At 39.3% G+C, this 26,531-nt stretch carries 17 protein-coding genes and 1 other RNA gene; 11 read left to right on the forward strand and 7 right to left on the reverse strand.

Going from position 1 to position 26,531, the window contains the following annotated elements:
• Positions 1-27 precede the first annotated feature (27 nt).
• From AAC073_RS05480 to AAC073_RS05490, 3 genes are all read left to right on the forward strand, one after another.
• Positions 28-1,488 carry a BamA/TamA family outer membrane protein gene (locus tag AAC073_RS05480; RefSeq protein ID WP_339922835.1) on the forward strand — a complete coding sequence of 487 codons (1,461 nt, stop codon included), beginning with the start codon at positions 28-30 and terminating at the stop codon, positions 1,486-1,488.
• Between the two features lie 77 nt (positions 1,489-1,565).
• On the forward strand, positions 1,566-2,393 hold the full coding sequence (locus AAC073_RS05485; RefSeq protein WP_339922836.1) for a hypothetical protein: 828 nt from the start codon (positions 1,566-1,568) through the stop codon (positions 2,391-2,393).
• Positions 2,390-4,492 carry a helix-hairpin-helix domain-containing protein gene (locus AAC073_RS05490; RefSeq protein WP_339922837.1) on the forward strand — a complete coding sequence of 701 codons (2,103 nt, stop codon included), beginning with the start codon at positions 2,390-2,392 and terminating at the stop codon, positions 4,490-4,492. Before AAC073_RS05485 ends, AAC073_RS05490 begins: the two co-directional genes overlap by 4 nt.
• 45 nt (positions 4,493-4,537) lie before the next feature.
• On the opposite strand, the gene mscL is transcribed toward AAC073_RS05490, so the two are convergent.
• On the reverse strand, positions 4,538-4,957 hold the full coding sequence (gene mscL / locus AAC073_RS05495; RefSeq protein WP_339922838.1) for a large-conductance mechanosensitive channel protein MscL: 420 nt from the start codon (positions 4,955-4,957) through the stop codon (positions 4,538-4,540).
• A 125-nt stretch (positions 4,958-5,082) separates the two neighbouring features.
• On the opposite strand from mscL, the gene AAC073_RS05500 reads away from it, so the two are divergent.
• A complete protein-coding gene (locus AAC073_RS05500) occupies positions 5,083-7,143 on the forward strand; it encodes a S9 family peptidase (protein ID WP_339922839.1) in 2,061 nt (686 codons plus the stop codon).
• Between the two features lie 314 nt (positions 7,144-7,457).
• Here the strand turns inward: AAC073_RS05500 and AAC073_RS05505 are convergent, their stop codons facing one another.
• On the reverse strand, positions 7,458-8,531 hold the full coding sequence (locus AAC073_RS05505) for a DUF4221 family protein (RefSeq protein ID WP_339922840.1): 1,074 nt from the start codon (positions 8,529-8,531) through the stop codon (positions 7,458-7,460).
• Positions 8,532-9,119: 588 nt separating this feature from the next.
• Here AAC073_RS05505 and AAC073_RS05510 point away from each other — a divergent pair.
• From AAC073_RS05510 to AAC073_RS05530, 5 genes are all read left to right on the forward strand, one after another.
• Positions 9,120-10,547, forward strand: coding sequence for a circularly permuted type 2 ATP-grasp protein (locus tag AAC073_RS05510; RefSeq protein ID WP_339922841.1), 1,428 nt, complete (start codon positions 9,120-9,122; stop codon positions 10,545-10,547).
• Between the two features lie 14 nt (positions 10,548-10,561).
• Entirely contained in the window at positions 10,562-11,542 is a 981-nt protein-coding gene (locus AAC073_RS05515; RefSeq protein WP_339922842.1) for an alpha-E domain-containing protein, read from the forward strand.
• Positions 11,539-12,279, forward strand: a complete 741-nt coding sequence (locus AAC073_RS05520; RefSeq protein ID WP_339922843.1) for a peptidase — start codon at positions 11,539-11,541, stop codon at positions 12,277-12,279. The genes AAC073_RS05515 and AAC073_RS05520 overlap by 4 nt, the downstream gene beginning before the upstream one ends.
• A 51-nt stretch (positions 12,280-12,330) precedes the next feature.
• Positions 12,331-13,188 (forward strand): transglutaminase family protein, encoded by an 858-nt coding sequence (locus AAC073_RS05525; RefSeq protein ID WP_339922844.1) that lies wholly within the window; start codon positions 12,331-12,333, stop codon positions 13,186-13,188.
• 172 nt (positions 13,189-13,360) lie between these two features.
• Positions 13,361-14,605: a metallophosphoesterase gene (locus AAC073_RS05530; RefSeq protein WP_339922845.1), complete on the forward strand. Its 1,245-nt coding sequence runs from the start codon at positions 13,361-13,363 to the stop codon at positions 14,603-14,605.
• Positions 14,606-14,662: 57 nt separating this feature from the next.
• On the opposite strand, the gene AAC073_RS05535 is transcribed toward AAC073_RS05530, so the two are convergent.
• From AAC073_RS05535 to AAC073_RS05555, 5 genes are all read right to left on the reverse strand, one after another.
• Complete coding sequence (locus AAC073_RS05535) at positions 14,663-17,713, reverse strand: efflux RND transporter permease subunit (RefSeq protein WP_339922846.1); 3,051 nt, start codon at positions 17,711-17,713, stop codon at positions 14,663-14,665.
• Between the two features lie 3 nt (positions 17,714-17,716).
• Entirely contained in the window at positions 17,717-18,778 is a 1,062-nt protein-coding gene (locus AAC073_RS05540; protein ID WP_339922847.1) for an efflux RND transporter periplasmic adaptor subunit, read from the reverse strand.
• 338 nt (positions 18,779-19,116) lie between these two features.
• Positions 19,117-20,667 (reverse strand): SulP family inorganic anion transporter, encoded by a 1,551-nt coding sequence (locus AAC073_RS05545; RefSeq protein ID WP_339922848.1) that lies wholly within the window; start codon positions 20,665-20,667, stop codon positions 19,117-19,119.
• Between the two features lie 177 nt (positions 20,668-20,844).
• Positions 20,845-21,729: a serine hydrolase gene (locus tag AAC073_RS05550; RefSeq protein ID WP_339922849.1), complete on the reverse strand. Its 885-nt coding sequence runs from the start codon at positions 21,727-21,729 to the stop codon at positions 20,845-20,847.
• A 12-nt stretch (positions 21,730-21,741) separates the two neighbouring features.
• On the reverse strand, positions 21,742-23,160 hold the full coding sequence (locus AAC073_RS05555) for a DASS family sodium-coupled anion symporter (protein ID WP_339922850.1): 1,419 nt from the start codon (positions 23,158-23,160) through the stop codon (positions 21,742-21,744).
• A gap of 976 nt (positions 23,161-24,136) precedes the next feature.
• Here AAC073_RS05555 and ssrA point away from each other — a divergent pair.
• Both ssrA and AAC073_RS05565 read left to right on the forward strand, forming a co-directional pair.
• Positions 24,137-24,543: a transfer-messenger RNA gene (ssrA, locus tag AAC073_RS05560) on the forward strand.
• Between the two features lie 1,482 nt (positions 24,544-26,025).
• Positions 26,026-26,166, forward strand: a complete 141-nt coding sequence (locus AAC073_RS05565) for a hypothetical protein (protein ID WP_339922851.1) — start codon at positions 26,026-26,028, stop codon at positions 26,164-26,166.
• Positions 26,167-26,531 lie beyond the last annotated feature (365 nt).

Consider the following 26,531-nt stretch of genomic DNA (forward strand, 5'->3'; position numbering starts at 1 on the left):
GTTTCGAAAATCAAAATTAAGATTCAATTGAACCTAAAACCACTATTTTACTGGCTACTCCTTTTCCTATTCATTCTGGAAACAGGTGGTGGTAAAATTCTATTTGCCCAAAACACTGACTCTTTGTACATCAGTTCAGATAAGGTAACTACCCCTAAGCAGGTTACGGTAAATAATATTTTTATCGTTGGGAATGAAAAAACCCGTAAAAACATCATCCTACGGGAAATGGATATTGCTGAAAACATGACCTATAATTGGGAGGAATTTGTGGCATTAGTAGCGGCAGACCAAAAAAAAATATACAACCTTCAACTTTTCACAACTGCTACCGTAACACCGCTTTTTGTAGGAGATGAGCAGGTAGAACTTTTGGTTTCCCTGAAAGAACGATGGTATATTTTACCTAGCATAATTTTCAAGCTTGCCGACAGGAATTTCTCTGAGTGGTGGTCCAATCAAAACAGGGATTTTTCCAGGGTGAATTATGGTGTAAAGCTGGATCACAATAATATAGGGGGAAGAAACGAAAAACTCAGGGTGATCGGCCAGATGGGTTTTACTCAAGCCATTCTATTAAATTACACCATCCCTTACTTTGATAAAAACCAGCTCCATGGCCTGGCAGCAAAATTTAATTTTTTCACAAATAAAAACATACCCGTCAGGTCCATTGGCAACAAGCAATATTTCTTCAGGAATCAAGAGGAAGACGTATTGCTAAAAACCCTCAATGGCTCGCTAACCTATAGCTTTAGAGGGAGTTTTTATAACTTTCATTATTTTACAGCAGGCTATAACAATACCCAAATCCATGAAGATGTGATCATTCAAAATCCAGATTACTTTACTCATGACGGAAAAAAACTGAAATATTTCCTGGCGTCTTATCGCTACCGGCACGACAATAGAGACAATGTGGCCTATGCTACCCAAGGTACTTTATTGGATGCTAGCTTAACCAAATACGGACTGTTTGGGAAGGATGACATAAATGAGCTTGAGTTTAGTATCATGGCCAGCACCTACAAAAGGCTTGGAGATAAAGCACACTTTGCTACCGGAATTTCGGGCTCAGCATTCTTTAGCGATAATCAACCCTATACTTTGGTCCGTGGCATTGGCTATAAGCCAGATTTTATAAGGGGCTATGAGCTCAACGTCATCGAAGGGCAACAATTGATCGTCCATAAAAACAGTTTGCGCTATAAGCTGTTTGATGTGGCATATGACATTTCTGATTTCATGCCCATAGAAGAATTTTCAGTTTTCCCTATTAAACTATACCTCAGTGGTAATTTTGATCATGGTTATGTAAGAGATGCCAACCGATTGCCCCAGAATGCAGCACTCACCAACAAGTACCTGAGTGGATATGGAATGGGTTTGGACCTGATCGGGATGTATGATGCCGTTTTCAGGTTTGAGTACTCTGTCAACAATATGGGTACCGGAAGTTTCTTTATCAATGTCAAAGCGCCATTATAATTCGTTTTCTGTTTCTTCATTACGTTTTTTTATAGTATATTCAAGTAATACTTTCTTTTTTCCCTTATTTTTTTATTATGGAGAAATGGGTGCTACTTGCTATGTTTTTGCTTATTTCCAGATTAGGCTGGTCTCAAAACAGCATGGATCATTTTCCAAAAGGGGCCCAGAGCATGGGTATTGGAAATGCAAGTGTAACCTTAAGCGATCCTTGGGCTATATTCAACAATATTGGCGCCTTAGGCAAATCTCCATCTGAAACCTATGCCATAGTAGGATACGATCACAGACTTGGGTTAAATGAATTGACCACTCTTGCAGCAGGCATTACACTACCTACAGAAAAAACAGGAACAATAGGAATTGGGATTTCGAATTACGGTGGAGAGTTATTTAACCAACAACAGATAGGCTTGGGTCTGGCCAAACAACTTGGCTTAGCAAGTTTGGGTATAAAAATCAATTATTTCCAGACCAATATCGAAGGCTATGGAAGAAGTGCCAGACCAGTCCTTGAACTCGGTGGAACAGCCGAACTTATTCCTGCTTTGTTTTTTGGAGCGCATGTATACAACATTACCCGAGCCGCCATAAGCAAAGCGAGTTTAGATTATTTACCCACAATCGTTAAAGCTGGGGTATCCTACCGGCCGGCCACAAACCTAATGGTGAACATCGAAACGGAAAAAGAATTGTTTTCTCCTCCACAATTTAAAGCTGGGGTCGCTTATAGCTTTGAAGAGAAATTCTGGGCGCGAACAGGTATCAGCAGCCAGCCCAACAATTTGTATTTTGGTATAGGTTTTAGACCCCGAAGATTCCAGGTAGATTATGCAATGAGTCGCAATTACCTGCTTGGGTTTACACATCATTTTTCTTTAAACTATAACCTTAAAGCACCTTGATTGGCCGACTTGTCATCGGTCTTGCCCTGTATATGGTGCCTTTTGCCTTATTTTCCCAAATACCTTCGCGAAAAGAACTCGATATAGAAGCTTTTGTAGAAGAACGATTTGCTATGCAGGAGGAAGACATTCCTTATGAGGACTTGTATGAAAGCCTTCTCCAGCGCTATTTTCAGCCATTAAACCTACAGGAGGCCACCAGCGCTGAGCTTCAATCCTTGTACCTACTCAGCCCTCTACAAATCCAATCTTTTGTTAAATATAGAAATCGATTTGGGAAATTCTCTTCCATTTATGAGTTACAGGCAATCCCCGAGTGGACTTTAGAAACCATAGAGAATATTTTGCCATTTGTGGTAATCAATTCCACCCATCCCAATCAAAGCAACCCAGGGTTTAAACGTATCATTAAAGCAGAAAATGCTTATTTGCTCTTTCGACAAAGAAGGGTCTGGCAAACAAGAAAAGGCTTCACTGCTCCTGATACCTTAAGCAATGGTGACCTGAGTAACCGCTATGTGGGAGACCCCAATGACTTTTACATGCGATTTCGATTACAACAACCAGCAGATTTCAGTTTTGGACTAACTTTAGATAAAGACTCAGGAGAAAAGTTTACCTGGGATCCTGAAAGCAAACGCTACGGATTCAATTTTCTTTCGTTCCATTATACCCTCTACAACAAGGGAAAACTAAAGACGCTTACTTTGGGAGATTACCAATTGCAATTCGGTCAAGGCCTGGTTTTCGGATCGGGATTTTCTGTAGGGAAAGGGGCTGAGACGATCACCACAGTAAAAAGAAGTTCGACTGGATTAAGACCTTACACTTCCGTAATGGAGGCAGGGTTTTTTAGAGGGCTGGCCGGGACTTACTCATCAGGAAACCTAGAATGGACCGTCATGCTTTCCAGAACCTCTAGGGATGCCAATTTACAATACATTCAGGACAGCCTTGCCAACGAATCTTCCTATCTGTCCTCATTGGTTTTGTCTGGCCTACACCGGACAGTAAGCGAAATTGAAAAAAAAGGCCAGGCAACCGAACAAAATATTGGATTAAACATTAATTACCACCAACCCAATAAAGCTTTCAGATTAGGTTCAAACCACCTTTACACACAATATAGCCAGCCACTTATTCCTTTGGAGAGAATCTACAATCAATTTGAATTCCAAGGGAAAAACAATGTCACCAACAGTCTATATTTCACCTACAATTATCGAAATCATTATATATTCGGCGAATCTGCGATATCCAAAAGTGGTGGTATGGGGCATGTGGCAGGGGTTATGAGTAGCTTGAATAGCAAGGTTGATTTCTCCATGATTTGGAGAAAATATGACCGCAGTTTTCATTCTCGCTATGGCAATGCTTTTTCAGAGGGGACCCGACCAATTAATGAAGAAGGTCTGTACCTTGGAATTCACTTTAAACCCAGCAGAAAAATTAGCTGGTCTGCTTATTATGACTACTTCAAATTTCCCTGGATGCGGTTCAGAATGTATGCCCCATCCACTGGGCACGAATGGCTTAGTAGGATAAAGTTTCAGCCAAACAAGCAATTTATGCTGTTTTTCCAATTTCGGGAAGAGCTAAAAAGTAGAAACGTACTGTCAGAACATCAAACCACCAATCAATACTTGCTAGCGCAAGGGAAAAGGCAAAACTTGGTGTGGAACCTGACTTACCAACCCAGTCGCTGGTGGCAGGCTAAAACACGTGTGCAGCAAAGTTTTTACCGCATCAGTGGCCATAAATCCAAAGGTTATGCAATCTCTCAAGATTTATCAGGGGAAATCGGTGCATGGAAACTATCAGGAAGGATTTCGCTGTTTGACACAGACGATTATGAAAACAGGCAATACTTGTATGAAAAAAATGTGCTTTGGGCCTTTTCTATACCTAATTTCTATGATCAGGGAATTCGTGTATATTTTTTAGCACAATATAAATTAAGTCGAAGGCTCACATTTTGGGGCAGGTGGGCGAAAACGACTTATACAAATAGAGAAAGTATTGGTTCCGGCTTGCAAGAAATTCAAGGCAACGAATTGGTAGAAACAACGTTTCAGCTAAGGTATCAATTTAACCGGTAAGGATGCTTAATAGCTCCTTACCGGCCAATTTTTCCTTATCTGAAATTATTTGGTTTTAAGCAAGTCCCTGATTTGCTCCAATAACACTTCCGTTTTATTAACAGTAGGTGGTGGTGGTGTAGGAGCTGCTTCCTCTTTCTTTTTCAAATTATTAATCACTTTAACAATCATAAAAACTGCAAAAGCAACGATAGCGAAATCAACAGTAAACTGAATAAAGGTACCGTAATTAATGGTTACTGCATTAATTTCCTCTCCGGCCGGGTCTATATAGGCCTCCTTGAGGACTAATACTAAATCTGTGAAGTCTACTCCACCGACCAAAAGGCCAATAGGTGGCATGATAATATCTTTTACCAGAGAAGAAACGACCTTCCCAAATGCTGCGCCAATGATGACAGCTACTGCTAAATCGACTACATTGCCTTTTACAGCAAAATCCTTGAATTCTTTAATCAAACCCATACTTTTGTTGGTTAATGGTTATAAGTTGAATTTATAAATAAACTTGATAAGCCTGTCAATATAAGAAAAATTCTATGACTATTACAAAATAATTATATTCCAAACATTATATATACTGAATAGGCATGACCAAAATAAAGAATATAACTCAACCAATAGCAGGTATCATAACCAAAACGCTTGAACATGAAAACTCAACCAGAAGTGATGATTATTTCTGGTTGAATGAAAGGGAAAATCCTGAAGTTGTGAAGTATTTGGAAAAGGAAAATGAATACAAGCGTCATTGCCTAAAGAAAACAGAGCCCTTACAGAAAACCCTCTTTGAGGAAATGAAAGGACGTATTAAAGAAGATGATGCCAGTGTCCCTTATTTCAAAAATGGCTACTTCTATTATAATCGTTTTGAAAAAGGCAAAGAATACCCTATTTATTGCAGAAAAGAAGGGAACCTGGATGCCGAAGAAAAAACGCTTTTAAATATCAATACCCTGGCAGAGGGGCAGGAATACATGAATGTGAATGCACTGGCAGTAGCTGAAAACAATCAGTTGCTTGCGTATTCGTTTGACAATGTCGGCAGACGTATCTACACGATTCATTTTAAAGATTTAAAGAGCGGAGAGGTATTGGAGGATCAATTGAACTCCGTCACAGGAAATCTGGTATGGGCGGGGGACAATGCGACCGTTTTTTATACCCAGCAAGACGCCATGACCCTAAGGCCAAATAAAATTTTCAGACATGTCTTAGGCCAGCCTCAAGAATCGGATGAATTGATCTATGAAGAAACAGATGAAACCTTTACTGTAGGAATAAAAAAATCCAAGTCCAGAAAATTTTTATTCATTGCCAGTCACAGTACCATTTCCTCAGAATATCGTTTTCTCTCGGTGGATCAGCCTGGGGAAAGCTGGAAAGTGATACAAGAAAGACAGGATGATCTGGAATACGAAGTCGACCATTATGAACAGCATTTCATAATTCTTACCAATGCAGACAAGGCCACTAATTTTAAATTGGTGAAAACCCCTATTGACAAACCTGAAAAAGAGAATTGGGAAGATATCATTCCAGCCAGGGAAAATGTTTTTTTAGAAGAATTTGAAGTTTTTAAGCATCACTTAGTCATTGCCAACCGGTTCAATGGATTGCAACGCCTTGAAATTAGGTCCTGGGATGGCGATAAAAAACACACCATTAGAATGGAGGATCCTGCCTATACGGTGTGGATCGGCAATAACCCAGAATTCTATACCGATGTGCTTAGGTATGGTTATAATTCATTGACAACTCCTGCCACTGTATATGATTACAACATGGAATCCAGGGATAAAACGCTAATGAAGCGCCAAAAGGTAGTCGGAGGACATACACCCGAAAATTATCAATCAGAACGTGTATGGGCGACCTCTAAGGATGGAACAGAAATTCCCATGTCACTAATTTATAGAAAAGACTTGTTTCATCACGATAGTCAAAACCCTGTATTGCTATATGGTTATGGCTCTTATGGCCTAAGTTCAGACCCTTATTTTAGCTCTAGTAGATTAAGCCTATTGGATCGTGGGTTTGTATTCGCCATTGCGCATATCAGAGGTGGTCAGGAAATGGGTCGGCACTGGTATGAAGATGGCAAAATGTTAAAGAAGAAGAATACATTTGAAGATTTCATAGCCTGTGGTGAATATTTAATTCAGGAAAAATATGCCCATCCTAAAAAGCTTTTTGCCATGGGAGGAAGTGCTGGGGGACTCCTAGTAGGTGCTGTGATCAATCAGCGACCAGATTTATTTCATGGTGTAGTAGCAGCCGTTCCATTTGTAGATGTGGTGACGACAATGCTGGATGAAAGCATTCCTTTAACTACAGGTGAGTTTAACGAATGGGGCAATCCTAAAGAAAAGCCCTATTATGACTATATGCTATCCTACTCTCCCTATGACAATGTGAAAGCGCAGGACTACCCGCACCTGCTGGTTACTTCTGGCTTACATGACAGTCAGGTGCAATACTGGGAACCTACCAAATGGGTGGCAAAATTAAGGGCAATGCGCTCCAACCAAAACCTATTATTATTGCATACTAATATGGAGGCAGGGCATGGCGGTGCATCAGGTCGATTTAGTGCTTTAAAGGAATTGGCAATGGAATATGCCTTTATTATATTCCTGGCAGAGAATTAAAAGCAAAAAGAGTACCTTTTAACCCAGGTTCGAAGACATGTGAAAATGATACGCAATGAAGAGATTTTGTCAGCATTGTTGCAGAAAAAAAGCAACAATGCCGCCAAAATCTGGATCTGCACTTAATCTTTTTACCAAGATCTGACACCCTTGGCTAAGTTATTACGCCCATTGGGGCTGGGGAATGCCGAACGATTAAACTTCATTTCTTTGTGAGGAATACTGTATCGACGATTATAATCTCCAAGCAGCAACGAAACGACTGGTTTTAAAGCGGTTTAAGCACTTAATAGATTGCCTTGTCTAATTGGGGTTTAATCAATGTCAGCTAGCTCGAATAAGGCAAAAGACAGGTAGTTTTCTTTAAGTTCAGGGTTATCTGGATGGTTTTTGGAGAGGTATAATCCCTCTTCAGTTATAAAAGCATTGTCTGACAAAAATTTATCCTTATCAAATAAGGTTTCACCAATAATACTCAAGTCAGTGTCTAATATTAATATGGAGAAAAGCTTAGGTATAAATCTATACTTCATTATATCCTCCTCACTGCTCACCTCAATTTCCGGATAACAAAACCTGTAGTAGACGTTTCTAAATTTATCATAAAGGATACTTTTATAATTAGCAGCACTTGCGTAGTATTTATAATGTTGCTCTCGCGAACCAAACACGTCGAAGTTCTGGAATCCATTGATGTATTTACTTTTTGAAAGTGCTGCTGTTAACCCTTCCTGCATCGAATCTGAATAATACAGGTTATGATCAGAATGAAAGGAATAAACCCATCTGTCTTTCCCTTTTGCAAAACTGAAGTCGAAAAGTTTATACCCTTCTTCCAAATAGTCATTGGGGTATTTATGATTCAAGAGTTCCGTCTCCCCATCGTTGAGGTTGATGCTATAAGTCAAATGTCTTTTAGACAGCACATCATTTGTTATTTCTTTATAATCATCAGCAGGACGGGTTTTCACCACTAACGCGTCAGCTATAACCACTACTGGAGATGAAAAGTAAGTGGAGTGTACAAACGGAGGGGTATGCATTTCTGGTACCTGAACTGTAATTTTATTCTTGATCGACTGACTTGTGTCGGTTAAATATATATCAGTGCTAAACTGCTGAAAGAGAAATATACTGTCCAGATTGTATATGTGAAACGAAAAAATCCGACCAACGCCATTGTTCCCTTCAACGGGAAATTTCAATCTTTTATGAAGGGATTTGTCTTTCAAATCATACATCTGTATCTCGTTGGTACTCATGTTAAGGTTAAACAACCAATCCTTAGAATCTTGGTAATGGACCAGTTGTGTACTTCTATTTACCGTTAATGAATCAATCGGAATTATTAAAGATTTTGAAGATTTAACTAATTCTTTTGATACCACAGACGCATCTGCTTTGCCCAGGTTTTCACCTTTATTACAAGCAGAAACAAATACCAAAAGCAGTATGAATCCAGCGATTTTGTAAAGGTTATTCTTGCCTATTTTTTTTGTCTGCTGCTCATGTTAGCCTTTTAATGAATTTGATGATGCTATTTTCTGGTTTTGCCCTTTTTGCTTAAAAAAACAGCTATTAAGCTTACTTTCTAAGAGGTCCATACTTGAAGGCATTGAAATTATAATACAGGAACCTTATAAGGCACACTTACCATTTTATATAACTGAAAATTTAGTATATACCGTTTGAATTAACAACTTTCCATAAGCATTAAATTTATTGCTTTCAATAGCTACTCCATTTGATAATTGCTCAGCTCCTCAAAAAGCAACCAATTGAACTTGAAACTGGGCTCAGGCTTTTGACTTGATCACTAAACAAATCTTTTATGCAGCAGCACTTCATAATCACAGAACAATTTTCTTAAATATTAATAAGAAGCTTCGTTTATTTGCATAATTAAAATATTATACCTAATTTTTATAACTTCTATAATTCATAAGTCATTAATCCAACTGTTTTAATTAGGCAAAATGAAGGTAAACCACGAAAACCAACATTCCTTTTATGATGAAATGTTTGATGAACATCAGACATTACGTGATCACTACTCTAGTTTCGGAGCGTTTATTGAGAACACTTCTCCCAAAAAGCTTAACCAGTTACAATACTCGGCAGACAAAGCCCAGATGGCCATGGGGATGACTTTTAATGTTTACCATGACAAGGAAGGATCTGAAAAAATTCTACATCTGGACATTATCCCCCGAATTATTCCTGGAAAGGACTGGCATATAATAAACGAAGGGCTCAAGCAAAGGATTACTGCATTAAATCTCTTTCTTCAAGACATCTACAATGACCAAAAAATTCTCAAAGACAAAGTAGTTCCTTCGGACTTGATTTTGGGGAGCAAAGATTTCTTGAAACCATGCATGGGTTTGACGCCTCCAAAAGGAATCTGGTGTCATATTACAGGCACTGACCTGGTCAGGAATAATAATGGGGAGTTTTATATTTTAGAAGACAATCTACGCTGCCCTTCCGGCGTCTCCTACATGTTGGAGAGTCGAGAAATCATTAAGCGTGCCTACCCAGATTTATTCAACAAACTCGGTGTAAGGCCTGTGTCAGATTATCCTGCAAAATTGCTTGAAATGTTGCAGTTTTTGTCTGACAAACCAAAACCCAAAATAGGAGTACTGACGCCCGGTGTTTATAATTCCGCTTATTTTGAACATTCTTACCTCGCCCAGCAAATGGGGGTAGAATTGGTTTCAGGTTTGGATTTAATCGTAAGGGACAAGAAGGTTTATATGCAAACCACCAAGGGTTTGGAACAAATAGATGTGCTTTACAGAAGAATAGACGATACATTCCTTGACCCACAAGCATTTAATCCAGACTCAATGCTAGGTGTCCCTGGACTTTTTGAAGCTTATAGAGCTGGAAACATCGCACTTGCCAATGCCCCTGGCACAGGTGTGGCAGATGATAAAGCGGTTTATGCTTATGTGCCCAAAATTATAAAGTATTACCTTGATCAGGATCCAATCCTCCATAATGTACCAACATTCCTTTGTAGAGAGGAAAAAGACAGGAAACACGTATTAGAAAATATTGAAGATCTGGTTATAAAAGAAACCAATGCCGCAGGAGGTTATGGCATGATGATCGGCCCTAAGGCTGATGCTGAAGAGCATGAGAAATTCAGACAATTGGTCAAGTCAAACCCTAACAATTACATCGCCCAGCCTACACTTTCACTTTCCACGGTACCGTCCATTGTAGACAATAAGACCATTGAGGGACGACATGTAGATTTGAGACCTTATATATTGTATGGTAATGAAGTAGAAGTAATTCCCGGTGCCCTTACCAGGGTAGCGTTAAAAAAAGGTTCTCTTGTAGTCAATAGTTCTCAAGGTGGTGGAAGCAAAGACACCTGGGTATTGTATTAAAAAAAACAAACGATATGTTAAGTAGAGTTGCAAATTCAATTTACTGGCTGGGGAGATACATGGAACGGGCTGAAAATTATGCCCGATTTATCAATGTTAATTTCAACTTAATGTTGGACTTACCACCTGACTTAAAGGAACAATGGGAACCTTTAATTATGGCCACAGGAGACCATGAACTATACAAATCCCGGAACCTAAGTTATAACATGCAGGAAGTAATCTACTTCCTGGCTTTTGATCAGTCTAACCCGAATGCGATTATTTCTTCTATCTCTAAAGCCAGAGAGAATGCAAGAATGATAAGGGAAAACCTCACCAAGGAGACCTGGGAAAAATTAAATGAAACTTATCACTTTGTAAAAAATGCCTCTGACGCAAAAATATGGAAAAAGGATGATCCCAGAGATTTTTTTGAAGAGGTAAAATCCCAGATCTTGCTTCTCTACGGATTAGCAGACAACACGGTAGCACGAACAGAGGGTTGGTATTTTAGACAATTGGGCCAGTACCTGGAGAGAGCAGACAAAACCTCACGTATCCTTGATGTCAAATACCACATTTTACTCCCTTCCGCAGATGAAGTGGGTTCCCCCTTAGACTTTCTTCATTGGATGGCCTTGCTAAAATCTGTCACTGCCTTCAACACTTACAGGAGGCTATATGGCAACATTTCCCCTTCAGGAGTGGTGGAATTTTTGCTGCTGAATAAATACTTTCCCCGATCAGTTTTCTTTTGCTTAAAAGAAGCTGAGCAATGCCTCAACAAAATTTCAGGTGCTAATGGGGATGGCTATACCAACAGCGCAGAGAAAGAAATGGGAGAACTCCGCTCTAAGCTGGAATACGATGATGTCAATGACATTATTTCCAGCGGTTTACATGAATATATCGAACACTTGCAAATCAAGATTAATAATATTTCAAATAAAATAAACGACAATTATTTCCAAATAAAAGATAACTTTGCCTCCCAAACAATGGGACAAGAATGACATTTTGCATTGGAATAAAGACAAAAGACGGAATTGTAGGTTTATCAGATACCCGCATTACTTCAGGTAATGACACTACCACTTCTAAGAAGGTATATACTGTAAATAGAAGAAATCATTCCTTCTTTATTATGACATCTGGGCTTCGCTCCGTAAGAGACAAGGCCATTACCTATTTTGGAGAATTAATTGAAAAAAATGATTCTACCTATGACAAACTTTATAAGGCTGTCAATGGCTTTGCCGATCAGGTAAAACGCGTTGCAGGAGAGGACATGGCTTCATTGGAAAGTTCTGGGTTTTCCTTCAATTTGTTTTCTATCATAGGTGGGCAACTTGAAGAGGACAAAGAACCAAAGCTCTATTTACTATATCCACAGGGAAATTGGATAGAAATCAGACAAGGAACGCCTTTTGTCATCATCGGCAATACTGGATTTGGTAATCCTGTCTTAAGGAGGTCTCTCAAGTATGACGAACCACTATTGCTCGCACTTAAAAGTGCTTTTCTGGCTTTCGATGCCACTAGAATAAGCTCAAATGATGTGGATTACCCTATAGATACAGTGGTATTAGAGAATGACAGTTACAATATCGTTGAAAATCGATTTGAACAGCATGAATTAAATCATTTATCTGAGATTTGGAACGATTCACTGAAAGAAGCCATCCATAGTCTTCCTGCAGAAATCCTTGAAAAGGCATTCTCTCGAAAAGAGTATATTAATAATAATTAATTGAGCATGCGTAAATAATGTTGTCTTTTCTAAATTAAATCATTAGCAATTATGCATCTGAAAATACAACATACCACCACCTATGGATACCAAAAGTTGGTGAGGCTAAATCCCCATCACTTTTACCTTAAACCACTTCAAAGAAATCACCTGAAAATCAGTGCCTATTCGCTGGATATAAATCCCAAGCCAGAAGGTATGAATGAAAGGTACAGCATTGAAGGAAACCCCTATTTTCAAGCTTGGTTTACAGGAGAGACAGAAAATATGGTCATTAAAGTAGATTTTGAGGTAAACACCAGTCATTTTAACCCCTTCCTCTTTTTAATGGACCAGTGGTTTTTACAAAACTTAAACCCTGAAAATGACATTCCATTTGCTTACCAGCAAAAAAATTTACCAATTTTAAATCCTTACTTACTCCATAGCAATAACAATTTACTAAAGAGCTATGCACTTGAAAAACTGAACAGCGATGACCCAATTCAATTCTTGACACAATTGAATGCTGCCATTCATGCCGATTGGCACCACATCATAAGAGAAGAAGAAAATCTTTGGTCAGCAGCCAGAACCTTTGCTGCTGGAAAAGGCTCTTGTAGAGATCTTTCTTTTATGTTAATTGAAATGTTACGGCATGTAGGATTGGCCGCAAGGTTTGTCAGTGGTTATGCTTTCAATCCTGAATTGGAGGAAGGCCACGAATTACATGCATGGGTAGAAACCTATCTGCCTGGTGCCGGTTGGGTAGGATTGGACCCAAGTCTTGGGCTAATGGCCGACGAACATTATATTCCCCTTGCAGCCAGCTTTCTTCCTGAAAACACACTTCCGGTCCATGGTTCTTTTGGGGGAGAAAATCTAAAACCTTCTACCCTTCACACTTCTGTCAGCATTCAACAAATTTAAACCAAATAATACCTCCACCCACTTAAATCTCTCATCCTGAAAGGATAGTGAGAAATAAAGGCTGACCCGAATTTAAAAGAAAAACCCTGTTTTCTTAAATCGAAACGATAGAAACAAAATTTTATTAACCTTCTTACATGATTACCAGTTTAATAGAATAACATAAACTATCATGAGAAAAGTGGGAGGCACCTTATTTATCATTACATTACTATCAATTATTGTTTTTTTAGATTGGTACGTATTTCAAGGAATTAAAGCAATTTTGCCTGCAGACTATTTAACGCAAGGTAAAATAATATATTGGACAGTAGCAGGAGCCGTGGCTATTTGGTTGGGTTTTACTTTTTACACCATTATGCGGGAAGGCAAAATATCAGCTTCCTCTCAGCAATCCCTTAACTTGTTTTTGGTCATTCTTGTCACCCAGCTCACCGTCATTGTCTTTCTGTTTGGAGAAGACATCGTCAGGGGAATTGGCTCTGTATATGGCTATGCAACAGGTGCATCAAATGAAAATGGATCGCTAATGGCTTCCAGAAGAAAATTTATAAGCCAGATAGCTTTTGCCGTGGCGGCTATTCCTATGACTGGATTTATCTACGGAATCATAAAAGGAAAATATGATTTCAGGACCATTAAAAAAACACTTTACTTTAAAGACCTCCCAGAGGCCTTTGATGGGTTCACCATCACCCAGATATCAGACATTCATGCGGGTAGCTTCACCGATTATGAGGCGGTAAAAAAAGGAGCTGACATGGCTGCAGCCCAGCAGTCTGATCTTTTTGTATTTACTGGCGATCTGGTCAATCACAAAGCGGATGAAATTGACCCAATAATTGATCTTTTCTCAAAAATCAAGGCGCCTTTTGGTCAATTTTCCATTTTGGGAAATCATGATTATGGAGATTATACTTCCTGGCCAAGTCCGGAAGCCAAAGTGAAAAATCTTCAGTCGCTAAAAGACAAACATAAAATCATGGGCTTCGATCTTTTACTTGACGAGAACAGAGTGATCGAGAAAGATGGACAAAGAATAAGTTTATTAGGCGTAGAAAACTGGGGATTGGGCTTTCAGTCTAAGGGTGATCTTGAGAAATCCCTTCGGAACGTTCCTGACGATGCCTTTAAAGTTTTACTCTCTCATGATCCTACACATTGGGATGAACAAGTGAAAAATCACCCCAAAGACATTCACCTTACCCTTAGTGGGCATACCCATGGTATGCAGATAGGTATAGAGACGCCTTTTGTTCGTTGGAGCCCTGCGCAATACCGCTATACCAACTGGGCTGGAATCGCTGAGCAGGCAGGGAAATACCTTTATGTAAACCGAGGTTTTGGCTTCCATGCCTTTGCTGGAAGAGTAGGTATTTGGCCAGAGATTACGGTAATAGAATTGAAAAAAGGATAAACATTTATCCTTGTCCAGCTTTTGCATCAGCTTAAGCTAAATAGGGACTATGTTTTTTCAGCCTTGAAATTTCACCGCTCCTCGCTGCCCAGACAGAAACCAATAAGCAAGGGGCACAAAATACAAAGCCGTAAAGGTACCTATCGTCAGTCCTCCTATAACAGAAAAAACCAGGGGCCTTTGTAAATCTGCCCCCAACCCAGCACCAAAAACTACAGGGCTCAGTGCAAGAATAGTGGTAACTGACGTCATCACTATTGGCTTCAATCGTATCTCACCAGCATGATAAAGTGCTTTGACCAAGGCTTCTCTTGCAAGCAATCCTTCTTTAGCCTGGTAAGTAATTCTTAGTCGATTGATGGTGTCAATCTTGAGGATAGCATCATTGACCATAATCCCTAACATCACCACCAATCCAATAGCAGACATTACATTTAATGATGTACCTGAGAGCCATAGCACCAAAAAAGCTCCTCCCACTCCTAAAGGAAGGGTGAACACAACAATAAGTGGCTGTAGAAAACTCTCAAATTGGGCCGCCAGAATAAAATAAAGCAATAGAATGGATACCATCAAAATGCCCAGCAACTGCTTGATGGTTTCCTGATCTTGAAAGTACTGCCCAGCAAACCCAACAGCAAGGTTTCTTTCAACACCCCAAGCCAGAATGGCTGTCTCATGATTTTCAGACTCGGACACATCGAGGTTTAGGGATTGATAAATCCCCGCCCTGTCGGAGGTCACAAATTTATAATGCGAATCGTAAGAAAACGCTATGAATTCATCCAAAGCGTAGGGCACTCCTTCTTCTCCATAGATATAATTATGCTTCAGTAGCGTTTGAAAATCCAATTGGTCATTTCTCAATTGAATGGGAATAATCTCGCCGAATTGCCGAATATCGGTAATCAGGTAATTGCCAAATAACTGTTCTATTGTAGTGATCAAATTATCTACTCCCAAACCATATAAAGCCAATTTCTCAAGGTCTGTCTTAAATATCACAGAAGACCCTTCTTGCAGCCCTGGTCCTTTGGAAACGGTAGCTAAAGGAAATTCCTCCATCCATAAATTCATTTGGCTTGGGCTTATTGGCTTTTCAGATTCTAATTGCTTCAAACGTACTTCGAAATAAGGTTTGTTTGAACTGAACAGTTGATCGAAGGCATTGGGGGCATCTTTTATTTCTAAACTGGCCTTTGGGTAGTTTTGGCGGAAAAATTCATGAAGTTGCTTGCTAACATTTTCTTTGCCTTTATTATCGGCAAACATCAGGTAAAGATCGGCTTGTTGAATGGCATTTTCACCTTCATACAAGATAAATTGCCTTAGCCCTAAATCACTTTCAGCAACGGTATATTCACCCTCCAATTGGGCCAGTAGACTTTGAATCCTGTCTCTATTTTGGCTTGCATTGATAGATTCATTCCAATCCAGAGAAATCAATACGTCAAACTTCTCTATCGGTGGCAGGCCCTCCACTTTCAGGAATTTAACAGTGGCCAACAGCAAGGGAATCATCAGAAACAAAACCAGCAAAGACAAGCCAGGACGAGCAAACAATTTCTGGTAAATTAATTTATACCCGCTTAGCATACCTTTGTAAAGGCGACTGTCATCTTTTATCGTACTTTTCGTCTTGTTTTTAAAGAGCAAGAAATACAATAAAGGAAGTAGGATAAAGGCTACCAATAAAGAAACACATAGTATAGCCGCCACTGATACGGCCTGGTCATAAAACAAAGCTCCGGCCACCCCACTTAAAAAGACCAATGGGACAAAAACGGCCAATGTCGTTAGCACAGAACTTATAAGGGCTGACTGAACTTCATTTACCCCATTGACACAAGCCTCAAACAGTGGCATACCTTCCTCGCGCTTTCGATTGATATTGTCCAACACGATAATGGCATTGTCAATAAGCATTCCCAAACCCAGAGCCAGTCCACTCAAAGAGATTACATTAATGGAGATGTCGAAAAAATAAAACACCATAAAACTGATCACTAGAGAAGCCGGTAAGCTGATTCCTATAATGATTGGCGTTCTATAATTGCCCATGAAAACAAACAGAATTGCGAAAGCAAACAAACCCCCAAAGAGCAAACTGGTTTGCAGGTTATTGATGCCTGCATTTAGCAAGGAGGACTGGTCTTGTGTCAATTCAAAATCTACCTGCGGATAATCTTCTTTAAACAATTCTACTGCTTCATAAATCAGCGGCATGGTTTCATTCATTTTGGCTGAAGTCTGTTTGTGCACAGTCACCACAAGTCCTTCTTTGCCTTGAAACAAATGAAAGCCTGTTGGCTTGGCCAGTGAATGGTGGACTTCTGCTATTTTTGATAGGGTTACGGTATTTCCTGATGGTCCTCTTACGGGGAGGTTACCAACGTCTTCCGCCGTTTCAAGCCTGGAAGCTAATCGCAAGTAATACCTGAATTGACCATCCTCCACACTTATGCCTGGCAGTTCACTGTTCCCATCCTTAACGGCACTGATTAAGTCTGCCTCTTTAAGGCCCAAGCCAGTCATTATGGGTTTGTTTGGCGTGACAGTGATCACCTTTTCCTGCCGGCCATTAATGTCTACCAGCGCCACGCCTTTCAATTGTTCCAGCCGCTTTTTTATCACATTCTCCGTAAGCATCGAAACTTCAGCGTAATCAACACCTTCTTTAGGAATTATTTGTAACCGTACAATCGGGATATCATTGGAATTGATTCGAACCACCTGTGGCCGCGGCATGTCATTCGGAAGACTGTTGGTAAGCCTGTCAATTTTTTCATTGACTTCAATATACGCCAGCTCCATCCTTGTCTGGAAATCAAAAGTCAAACGAACATCCCCAACTTCAGAACCTGCCTTGCTTTCTAAATCCTCTAGCCCATTTAAAGTGACCATGCCTTCTCTGATTGGTTCCAGCACATTCCGTTCTATGGACTCAGGGGAAGAATTGGGATAATTTACTTTAATGACAATTTGCGGCACATCTATAGGAGGCAGCAATGAAATAGGTAGTGTTCGAAACAAAATCACACTAAAAATTAGGAAGGCCAAAAAGGTCATTCCTACGGCTATCGGTCTTGAAAGTAAAAATCTAACCATAGCTTATTCTGTTGTAATCTCCACAGAAGCCTGATGTCCTAGCTGCACGTTATTGCTCACAATAACTGTCTGATCAGCCTCAAGCCCATCCAATACTTCAATTTCTCTTCCATTGTCCTTCCCTACCTCTATATAATTCCATATGGCTTCATTCTTATCTATTGTAAAAACGACAGGCCGACCAGATCGATAAACCACCGCTTCTTTTGGAACAACGAGGTTATTGTTCTGTGGGGCCCTGATGACCGCCCTTGCATTCATCCCTGGTAATAGGCTTCCACCTTTATTGAGTTTTATTGTAACCTGTACCAATCCATTTTCATCCACCTTGGGATTAATGCTTATAACTGTACCTGCTATACTTTCACTCGCCCCTGATACAGGATAAATTTCTGCTTTATGTCCTTTTTTTACAAAGGAAATGTCTGACTCCAAAACTTTCACTTTCATTTCTAATAAACCAGTACTTAGCACCAAACAAATTTCGTCGCCGGCATTGACAAGACTTCCTTTCTTAATTTTCAGGTCTGCAATTGCCCCTGTGATGGGTGCTTTAACTTCTGTTTTATTAAGGTTATTTTCAGCCTCTCGTACAGCAATTTCTGCTGCTAATAATCCACTAGAAGCCTTCCAGAATTCATCTCTAGCATTTTTATCCAGGTCTTCCGAAAAGGTAGTTTCTACCGTGGAAACTATTTTTAGGCTCTGATACTCCGCGCTTGCAGTTCGCAGGCCCACTTGAGCTTTCTCCCATTCCAGCTGACTGTCTGTCCTATCCAGCAATGCGATAATCTGCCCCTCCTTCACTTGCTGTCCTTCTTCAACCTTGAGATCTATAAGATAACCACTACGCTCTACAATGGACATGACTTCATTTTCTGCTTCTATTTTCCCTGAGGCATTGATCAGGTAATCAAAGGACTTTTTTTGAGAAAGTCCGACTTTCACAGGGGTAGCTTTCACTTCATCGCGAAAAGTCTCCATAGGAATTTCTTCCATTTCTTGGGTTTCTTCATTACAGGCGAAAAAGAAAATTAAGGAACAAAATAAGAGGGTTTTGTTCATGTCTATGTTTGGCTAAAGGGTTAATATTAGGTTGAAGGAATATAATTAACTAAAATTTTAAATCTCATGCAAATATTGACTATTAATTTTGTCAAAAAAGTGATAAAACCCCAAACACGTTCACTAAGATTCAGGCATAAGCAATAATTAGGCTTAATAGAGACGCATACAATTTCTGTAAATTGGCTAGAACTAGGACTTAAACCCAAATTTTAATACACGGAAAAATAGAAAGCAATAAAGGTAACTTGATAGGATTAATCCCCTTGGCAATAATCCAAAAAAAATCCGGGTTGAATTAATCAACCCGGATTTTTTTTTCCATTCAACCTGAAATCTTATTTCAATACCTTTTCATCAGCATGCATAAATTCAGGATCATCATCTTTATAATTCACATGAATTATTGGACTGGCCTTGTGTAGCAATGCCCTACTGGAAGTATTCAGGTGTCTGATATAAACCGTTTTCCCCAATTTGCTGTAACGCTCAGTCACTTTATGTACAGCTTCTAAGCCGGAATGGTCAACAATTCTACTTTCCTCAAAATCAATGATTATTTCATCAGGATCATTTATTGGATCAAATTTCTCTCCGAAAGCAGTTACTGAACCGAAAAACAAGGGGCCAAAAATATCATAATGTTTTATGCCTTTTTCGTCAACACGTTTTCTAGCACGAATCATTTTAGAATTTTTCCAGGCAAAAACCAGTGCAGCAATAATAACGCCTATCAGTACTGCCAAGGCAAGATTATGTAAAAAGACGGTTACCAAGGTTACCAAAATCATTACCAGCACATCAGATTTTGGCACTTTTCTAAATACCTTAAAAGAAGCCCACTCAAAAGTCCCTATTGCTACCATAAACATTAACCCTACTAAGGCGGCCATGGGCACCATTTCTATGTAAGAGGAGAAGAACAAGATAAAGGTAAGTAAACCCAGGGCAGCTACTATTCCAGAAAGTCGGTTTCTACCTCCTGCATTCACGTTGATTAGTGACTGACCGATCATGGCACATCCACCCATTCCTCCAAAAAACCCTGTAGTTACATTCGCTACTCCCTGGGCAATACATTCTTTATTGCCACTTCCTCTTGTTTCAGTAATTTCGTCTACGAGTGTCAACGTAAGCAAACTCTCGATCAAACCTACACCAGCCATAATGGCTGCATAAGGTAAAATAATCCAAAAGGTCTCCATGGTTAAAGACACCATTGGGATATGAAATTCAGGAAGTCCTCCAGATATAGAGGCCATATCACCTACTGTTTGGGTATCTAGATTACCGAAAATCACAATTAAAGAAACAGTGAGTATTGCCACTAATGCGGAAGGAACTACTTTGGTCAACAGAGGCAAAAATTTAATAATAATCATGGTCACCAAAACAAGCCCTAACATTAAGTACAAAGGATAACCGGTCATCCATACGGCAATTCCCTGAGCATTTACTGTTTTAAATTGTGCAAACTGGGCAGTGAAAATTATAATCGCCAATCCATTGACAAATCCAAACATAACTGGATGAGGAACCAACCGAATAAGTTTCCCAAGTTTCAGCACTCCTACCAATATTTGAATCAATCCCATTAATACAACCGCAGCAAAAAGGTACTCAATCCCATGATCGATTACCAATGCTACCACAACTACCGCTATGGCCCCTGTAGCTCCTGATATCATCCCAGGCCTACCTCCTAAAATGGAGGTGATTAGCCCAATTATGAAAGCTGTGTATAGTCCTACCAAAGGACTAACTCCTGCTATAAGAGAGAAGGCTACTGCTTCGGGAACCAAAGCCAAGGCAACAGTTAAACCTGAAAGAACTTCATCTTTTAGATTGGCTTCTTTTGGTTTGAATAAGTTGTAAAAGGCCTGTGTCATGGATCAAAATTATAGGTGAATTTATAATTAAAGCATTGATTAATTTAAAAAATTGGTATTTACTCCATATCTGGCGAATAAATAAGGTGCAAAGATATTAAAATAATGTTTAATTAAAATAATATTTGGTTTTTTAGAAAGGGAATAAACTGAAGGCAAGCCCAATAGCGTTCCATGCTATGGTTTTACCACATGGGTATAAATCAATTGACTGATTTTCGCAATTGTTTCTTTACCCAGTTCTTCATTCTTAAGGTTTTTGCTCAGAATAACCAATACATAGCTTTCCCCATTGGAAAAATCCACTATAGCAGCATCATGCTGTACTCCTGTAATAGCCCCAGTTTTATGCGCTATTTTTATAGTCTTGGGTAAATATTTTGGAATCAATCCATTGAAATGCTGGTCGGAGAGAATTTCAATCATATTGTCCGATCCATGCACCTTGCCTTTGGCAATGGCCTCCATGACCAGCATCATATCAAAGGCTGTAGTGGTATTGCTTAGGCCTGCCTCAAAAGCTTTCAGGTCTTCTACTCCCCTCAGCACCTGAATATCCTGCGCCCCTAAATCCCGCATGGTTTGCGTTACATTTTCAGCGCCTACCTTTTCGATTAATATATTAGTCGCCAGATTGCTGCTTTTGACAATCATCTGATACATCAATTCATAGATGCTGCCTTTTTTGGCAATTCGACTGTACAAAGCCTCCTGACTGTCCACTCCCAAATCCATACTGTAGGTGCTGCCGTCCATGATGCTCTTAAATTCATTGCGTATTGGTATCGAATCTTGCAAGGAGAACTTTCCTGTAGCAGATTGCTTAAAAAGTTCGATCATTACGGGGGTTTTCATGGTGCTTGCAGCATGAAACACCTCTTTTTCATTTATAAATAATTCCTTATCAGAATCGTCCAGCAACCTAAAGGCCAGGCCAAATTCTCCTTCTACCCCCTGCATCAGGTCTTGAATATCCTTCTCCAATTGGTTTAATTCCTGTTTCTCCTTCGGGCCTCCACAGGATAAAGACAAAAGCATGGGCACTAACAAGTACATTTTCATAGCCTATTTTTTTTAATGAAATAAGAGCACCCAGGCCATTACAGCTGAAAAAGCTACTATAGGCCCGAGAATAATATAGAAGAGACCACCAGTCCTGAAATCTTTTTGCTCCACCATCCCTGTAGCAAATGCAATGGCATTGGCGGGAGTAGAAACGGGGAGCAACAATGAACAAGAACAGCTAATGGCAACCATCACAGGTCCTGCAATACCATAAATACCCGGTAAAGCAAGACTCAATGGGACCAGAATGGAAGCTGCTGCCGTATTGCTCATCACATTGGATAGCAACACCGCTACCAAACAAAAGATAATGGCTATAAAAACCTTGGGCAAGGGAAGTGCATTGATTTTTCGCATGACAATTTCTGCCAAACCTACTTCCACCAGGGCAATGCCCAAGGCTAGCCCACCAGCCACCAACATAAGCGTATCCCATGGGAGACTTCGCACATGCTCGGAATGAATCACCTGAGTCATTGTTAGCAATACTATGGGGATTGCAGAGGTAGCTGCAACAGGAATCCCATGCAGGGGTTCAGTCAACCACATCAATACAGTAACAATCAATGTGACAATTACCGCGTATTTTTCAAAACTGCCTACATTCCCTTCTCCTTTAGGCAAAAGGGAAAGATCAAGTTTAACATCAGAGAAATCCTGGGTTCTGCACAGAAATTTCCAAAACAACCAAACCAATAATAATCCGGTAGGAAAGCCTACCACCATCCAATCCATAAAGGTAATACTAATCCCTTTCTCCTGTAATGCACCCACTGCAATCGCATTGGGTGTGCTTCCGATAATTGTGCCTATGCCACCTACCGATGCCGAAGCAGGAATTGCCGTCAACAGTGCCTTGCCATAAGGCGCATTTTTACCTATCAAACGTACCAATGGAATTATAGAGGAAATAATCATAGCAGTGGTAGCAGTATTGGACATGATCATGCTCGCAACAGCTGTAGTCAACATTAGCCCCAATAATAGGCGCTCTGGTTTCTGTCCAAATTTTTTAACCGTAAACTGAAACAACTGCTGATCCAATTCTACTATACTCATGGCTTTGGCCAGAAAAAAACCACCTAAGAGTAGCCATATCACATTACTGGTCCAGGTACTCACGTAGAGTTCCGCTGGCATGGTTTTGTCAAAAAAGAAATCGGTGCTAAACCCAAGCAACAAAGTCGCAATGATAAAAATCCCCACCGCAAAAGGAGGCAAAGCTTCGGATATCCACAAACCTATCGCCAGAATACTGATAAAGAAGACGAAATTGACCTGAGCATCGTAGCCTATTTTACTAAAAAAATAGGTTACTAGTAATGTGATAAGGAAATTGCCAATAAAGGTAGAAGTGCTGAAAACCCAATTTAACTTAAGCTTCCTGTAGAGAATCCTGGCTCCACTCCTGGAATCGGCGTCGAACATTCATTAATGGCTTTAAGAATAAAAATAAGACTCGTAATAAACATATTAAATGGCAGTAATTGGAGCAAGCTTTAACCCGTTCCAACCTTCAAGCAATTTAACGCTTTTTTGAAAAGTATCCCCTCTCTTTGTATCAAATTCCGTAGGCCATTTTTGCTACTAAGACTAGAAGTAATTTTAAAATTGAAAAATAAATGGAAACAAAAAAATAGGTCGAAGGAATAAAAGTAACTTTCCTTGGCACTTTAATTGAATTCATAAAGGATAAGTCTATGCTTTCAGCTTATTGTTTATTTGCTTGGAGTAAGTTATTCTTTACCATTGGATTAAAAAATAATTAAACTGCTAGCAAACTATTTAAATTAATTTAAGGCTGCGAAGATCCAAAAAAGACAACTGTACGTAATTGTTTTTATAATTAAGAAAACAGCTTGGATAAAAATATTAACACGCTTTAAACCGGCCACAGACAATATTTCGGAAAGGTGATTTTTTTAGCTTATTTAGTTCAGAGGCCATGGTTACGACTCCATGGCCTTTTTTTATTTTTATATGTCCGCACATTAGGCAAAGGCATTCATTGGCATTAATAAGACCAATCCAAGTTAACCTTTATGAATCTAACTATTAATCAATTACTTTAAAATCGTACTTCAGAGGTAATCGGCTTTTATACAGTACCAGTCCCCCCTTAACCGTGCGTTTTAGAATCTGTCATCTTTTGGCATTGAAAGAACATTGGGAGGGTAATGCCTGGGGAATCCTCAGATAAAAATCTAACCTTCCTCATTCCTCTCAATTGGGGTAAAAGTGAGGTTTAAAGCTTATTTTTTATAACGACCTTAACTAGAAGGCTTCCTATGAGGTAAATCCACATAAGTATTGATGCGTTTAGCCCTCTTCAAGGTTTATTAACTACAAAAATATTTAGGTTTTGGAACCAAATTTGTGTTAGCTTTGTCAACTTAATTCACATGGGGCTGACCGGTTTTGACAGTAGGAGTAAAGATTGGGCTCGCATGCAGGCTGGAGTATGTACTGCCTTGAACGATTCATACAAACCATAATTGGCGAAAATAATTACGCCATGGCTGCCTAATCTTACCCTTAGGGGACTAGATAATGCTTAAAGGGTTGAGTTTCGATAGATACTCCCCGGCCACATCCCGCAACCCTGTGTCTTTTCGGGGTTGATACTGGGGTGTCGATAAGGAAGGACTAGTGCTTGTGATACTGCTAATCAGGTGCGAAATTAAGCAGATAAGCCGAAAGTAGGTGTGTCAGCCAGCGGCTTTCGGTCGACAATTCAATAGTTGACTAAGCATGTAGACGGTACGGTGTTTCCCTATCTGGACGCGGGTTCGACTCCCGCCAGCTCCACAAACTAAAACCCTAAATACTTGAAATATAGTAATTTAGGGTTTTTATTTTTAGATCTGGGGCGGATTATGGGGCGGAATGTTTCAATTTTTAACGGTCCGGCTAAGGTTTTTTATTTTTCCATAATTTCGACGATCAAAAAAAATTGCAAAAAATAATTCAAGATGAGCAATTACTTGCTTCTATTCAGCACACTATTAACCAATTTCTTCACGGTTTTCATTTCTTAAGGCTTACTGGTCGTAATAAAAAGTGTTAAAGATGATCCTATCAAGAATATAATGATCAATGTTCCTGGTGATCTTTCTGTTGCCTTCTAATTGAACTATCCGGAATTTCCGGATAGTTAGTTCTTGATCCAGTTTTGTCTCCAGCCATTATCAGTTGCTTTTCTCTTCTCGTCCTTTAAAAATCCGAGTTGCGAGGATTTTTCATTTCCCCAGCAAATTTCAAAACCAGCTCGTCGGGTTTGGAATTGGTGAGGCAAGTTCGTTTTTGGCACAATAAAACCGATAGGATTTTGTCGGACAAAGACACAACTTGCAAAGACCCCGCACAGCCAAATGGTGGTGTGACCAAAAGGTTGTTTTGGCACTGGACGAATTATTCAAGACTATTTTATCAATAATCAAATTTACTTATTTTAGGACATGACTTTTTTTATTATTTCAATATGGGTATATCTAGTTAAAAACCTATAAGGATGGTCAAATATCCCTATGTGTCTCGATCTATGTATCTGAAAAATTATGTATTGAGGTATACGTATATTATTTTTAATATTTAGACATAAAGATAATTATAGGTATATGTAAATATTTGAAAACCATCCGGGCAGGTGGAAAGCCTAACTCCAACTATCATTTTTCCGTGATGCTAAAATATTCCTCTAATCGGAATTCCTTGTACGTCAGGTTAGTTTTTAATGATTATAAAGTCTGAGACACTCAATAGGAAGTCAGTTCGGGAAAAAGCTGGCTGATGAAGAAAAAAGTAAATCCACTTAGAAGGCAGTTTGTTTCCAAGCTCCCGACATTATATAAGCCATATTTATTTTCATTTATTTTTAAAGTTTAAAATTCCGTGAAAACCACCTACTACACCTACTACCTTACTACATATGGCATTTAATTAATTGGTAACCTGTATTTTGTGAGCATCATGACTCAAGATCCACCTTACTACAAAAGTCTTTTTTGTAGTAGGGCGTAGTAACTTGATTTACTCTATCTTACTACAGGTTAAGGTACTGATTTTCTTTAATTTGCAACCTATATGTAGTAAGTAGTAGGTTGATTGTGTTTGTGAAATATTCCTTTTAGGGGAGGGCAGATTTTGATAGGTAAAATTAACGGCACAACCATTTAAAAATCAGAAAAAAAGAAAACGTTTATAAAATAATAATTGGTTCTAACTGGAATCAGAAGCTGATTGTGAAGCGCAAAAATCTTTTCCAACTTTAGACATAATATGTCAACAATGGTTATGTCAACACTTGAATTCAATAGCTTAATTGACATTAATCCTTATCTTAGGCTCTCTGTCTCTGAAAGTGGAGACAGAGACAAAGAGGCCATTAAAACAGCATTACCACAAAAGCCAAACAGCTGCTCCAATATTGCATAGAACCAAAGTCTAGGAAGGCAATTTTCGATAAAATTGGATTATACAATAACCCCAAAAATTTTCGAAACCATTTCAACCCTTTGATAGATGCAGTTTGGTTTCAACTCACACTTCTTGAGAAATTCAGGAGTAGAGACCAGCAATATCTTAGCACTGAACTTGGTAAGCAATTGTTATTAATTTAAGAGGAAGATAATACAGGAAAAACCGGACGCATTCCCGTAGTGTCTTCCAATATTGCCTCGGCAGACTATGTTGCAGAAAAGAAGGTTTTAGAAATAGAATTAACGATGGGCTGTTTATCAGTATTTTGATGTACCGGAAAGGGTATTTTAAGAGTTGGTAAGTTCAGCAGCAAAGGAAAG

The sequence above is a fragment of the uncultured Cyclobacterium sp. genome (assembly GCF_963977555.1).
GTDB lineage: Bacteria > Bacteroidota > Bacteroidia > Cytophagales > Cyclobacteriaceae > Cyclobacterium.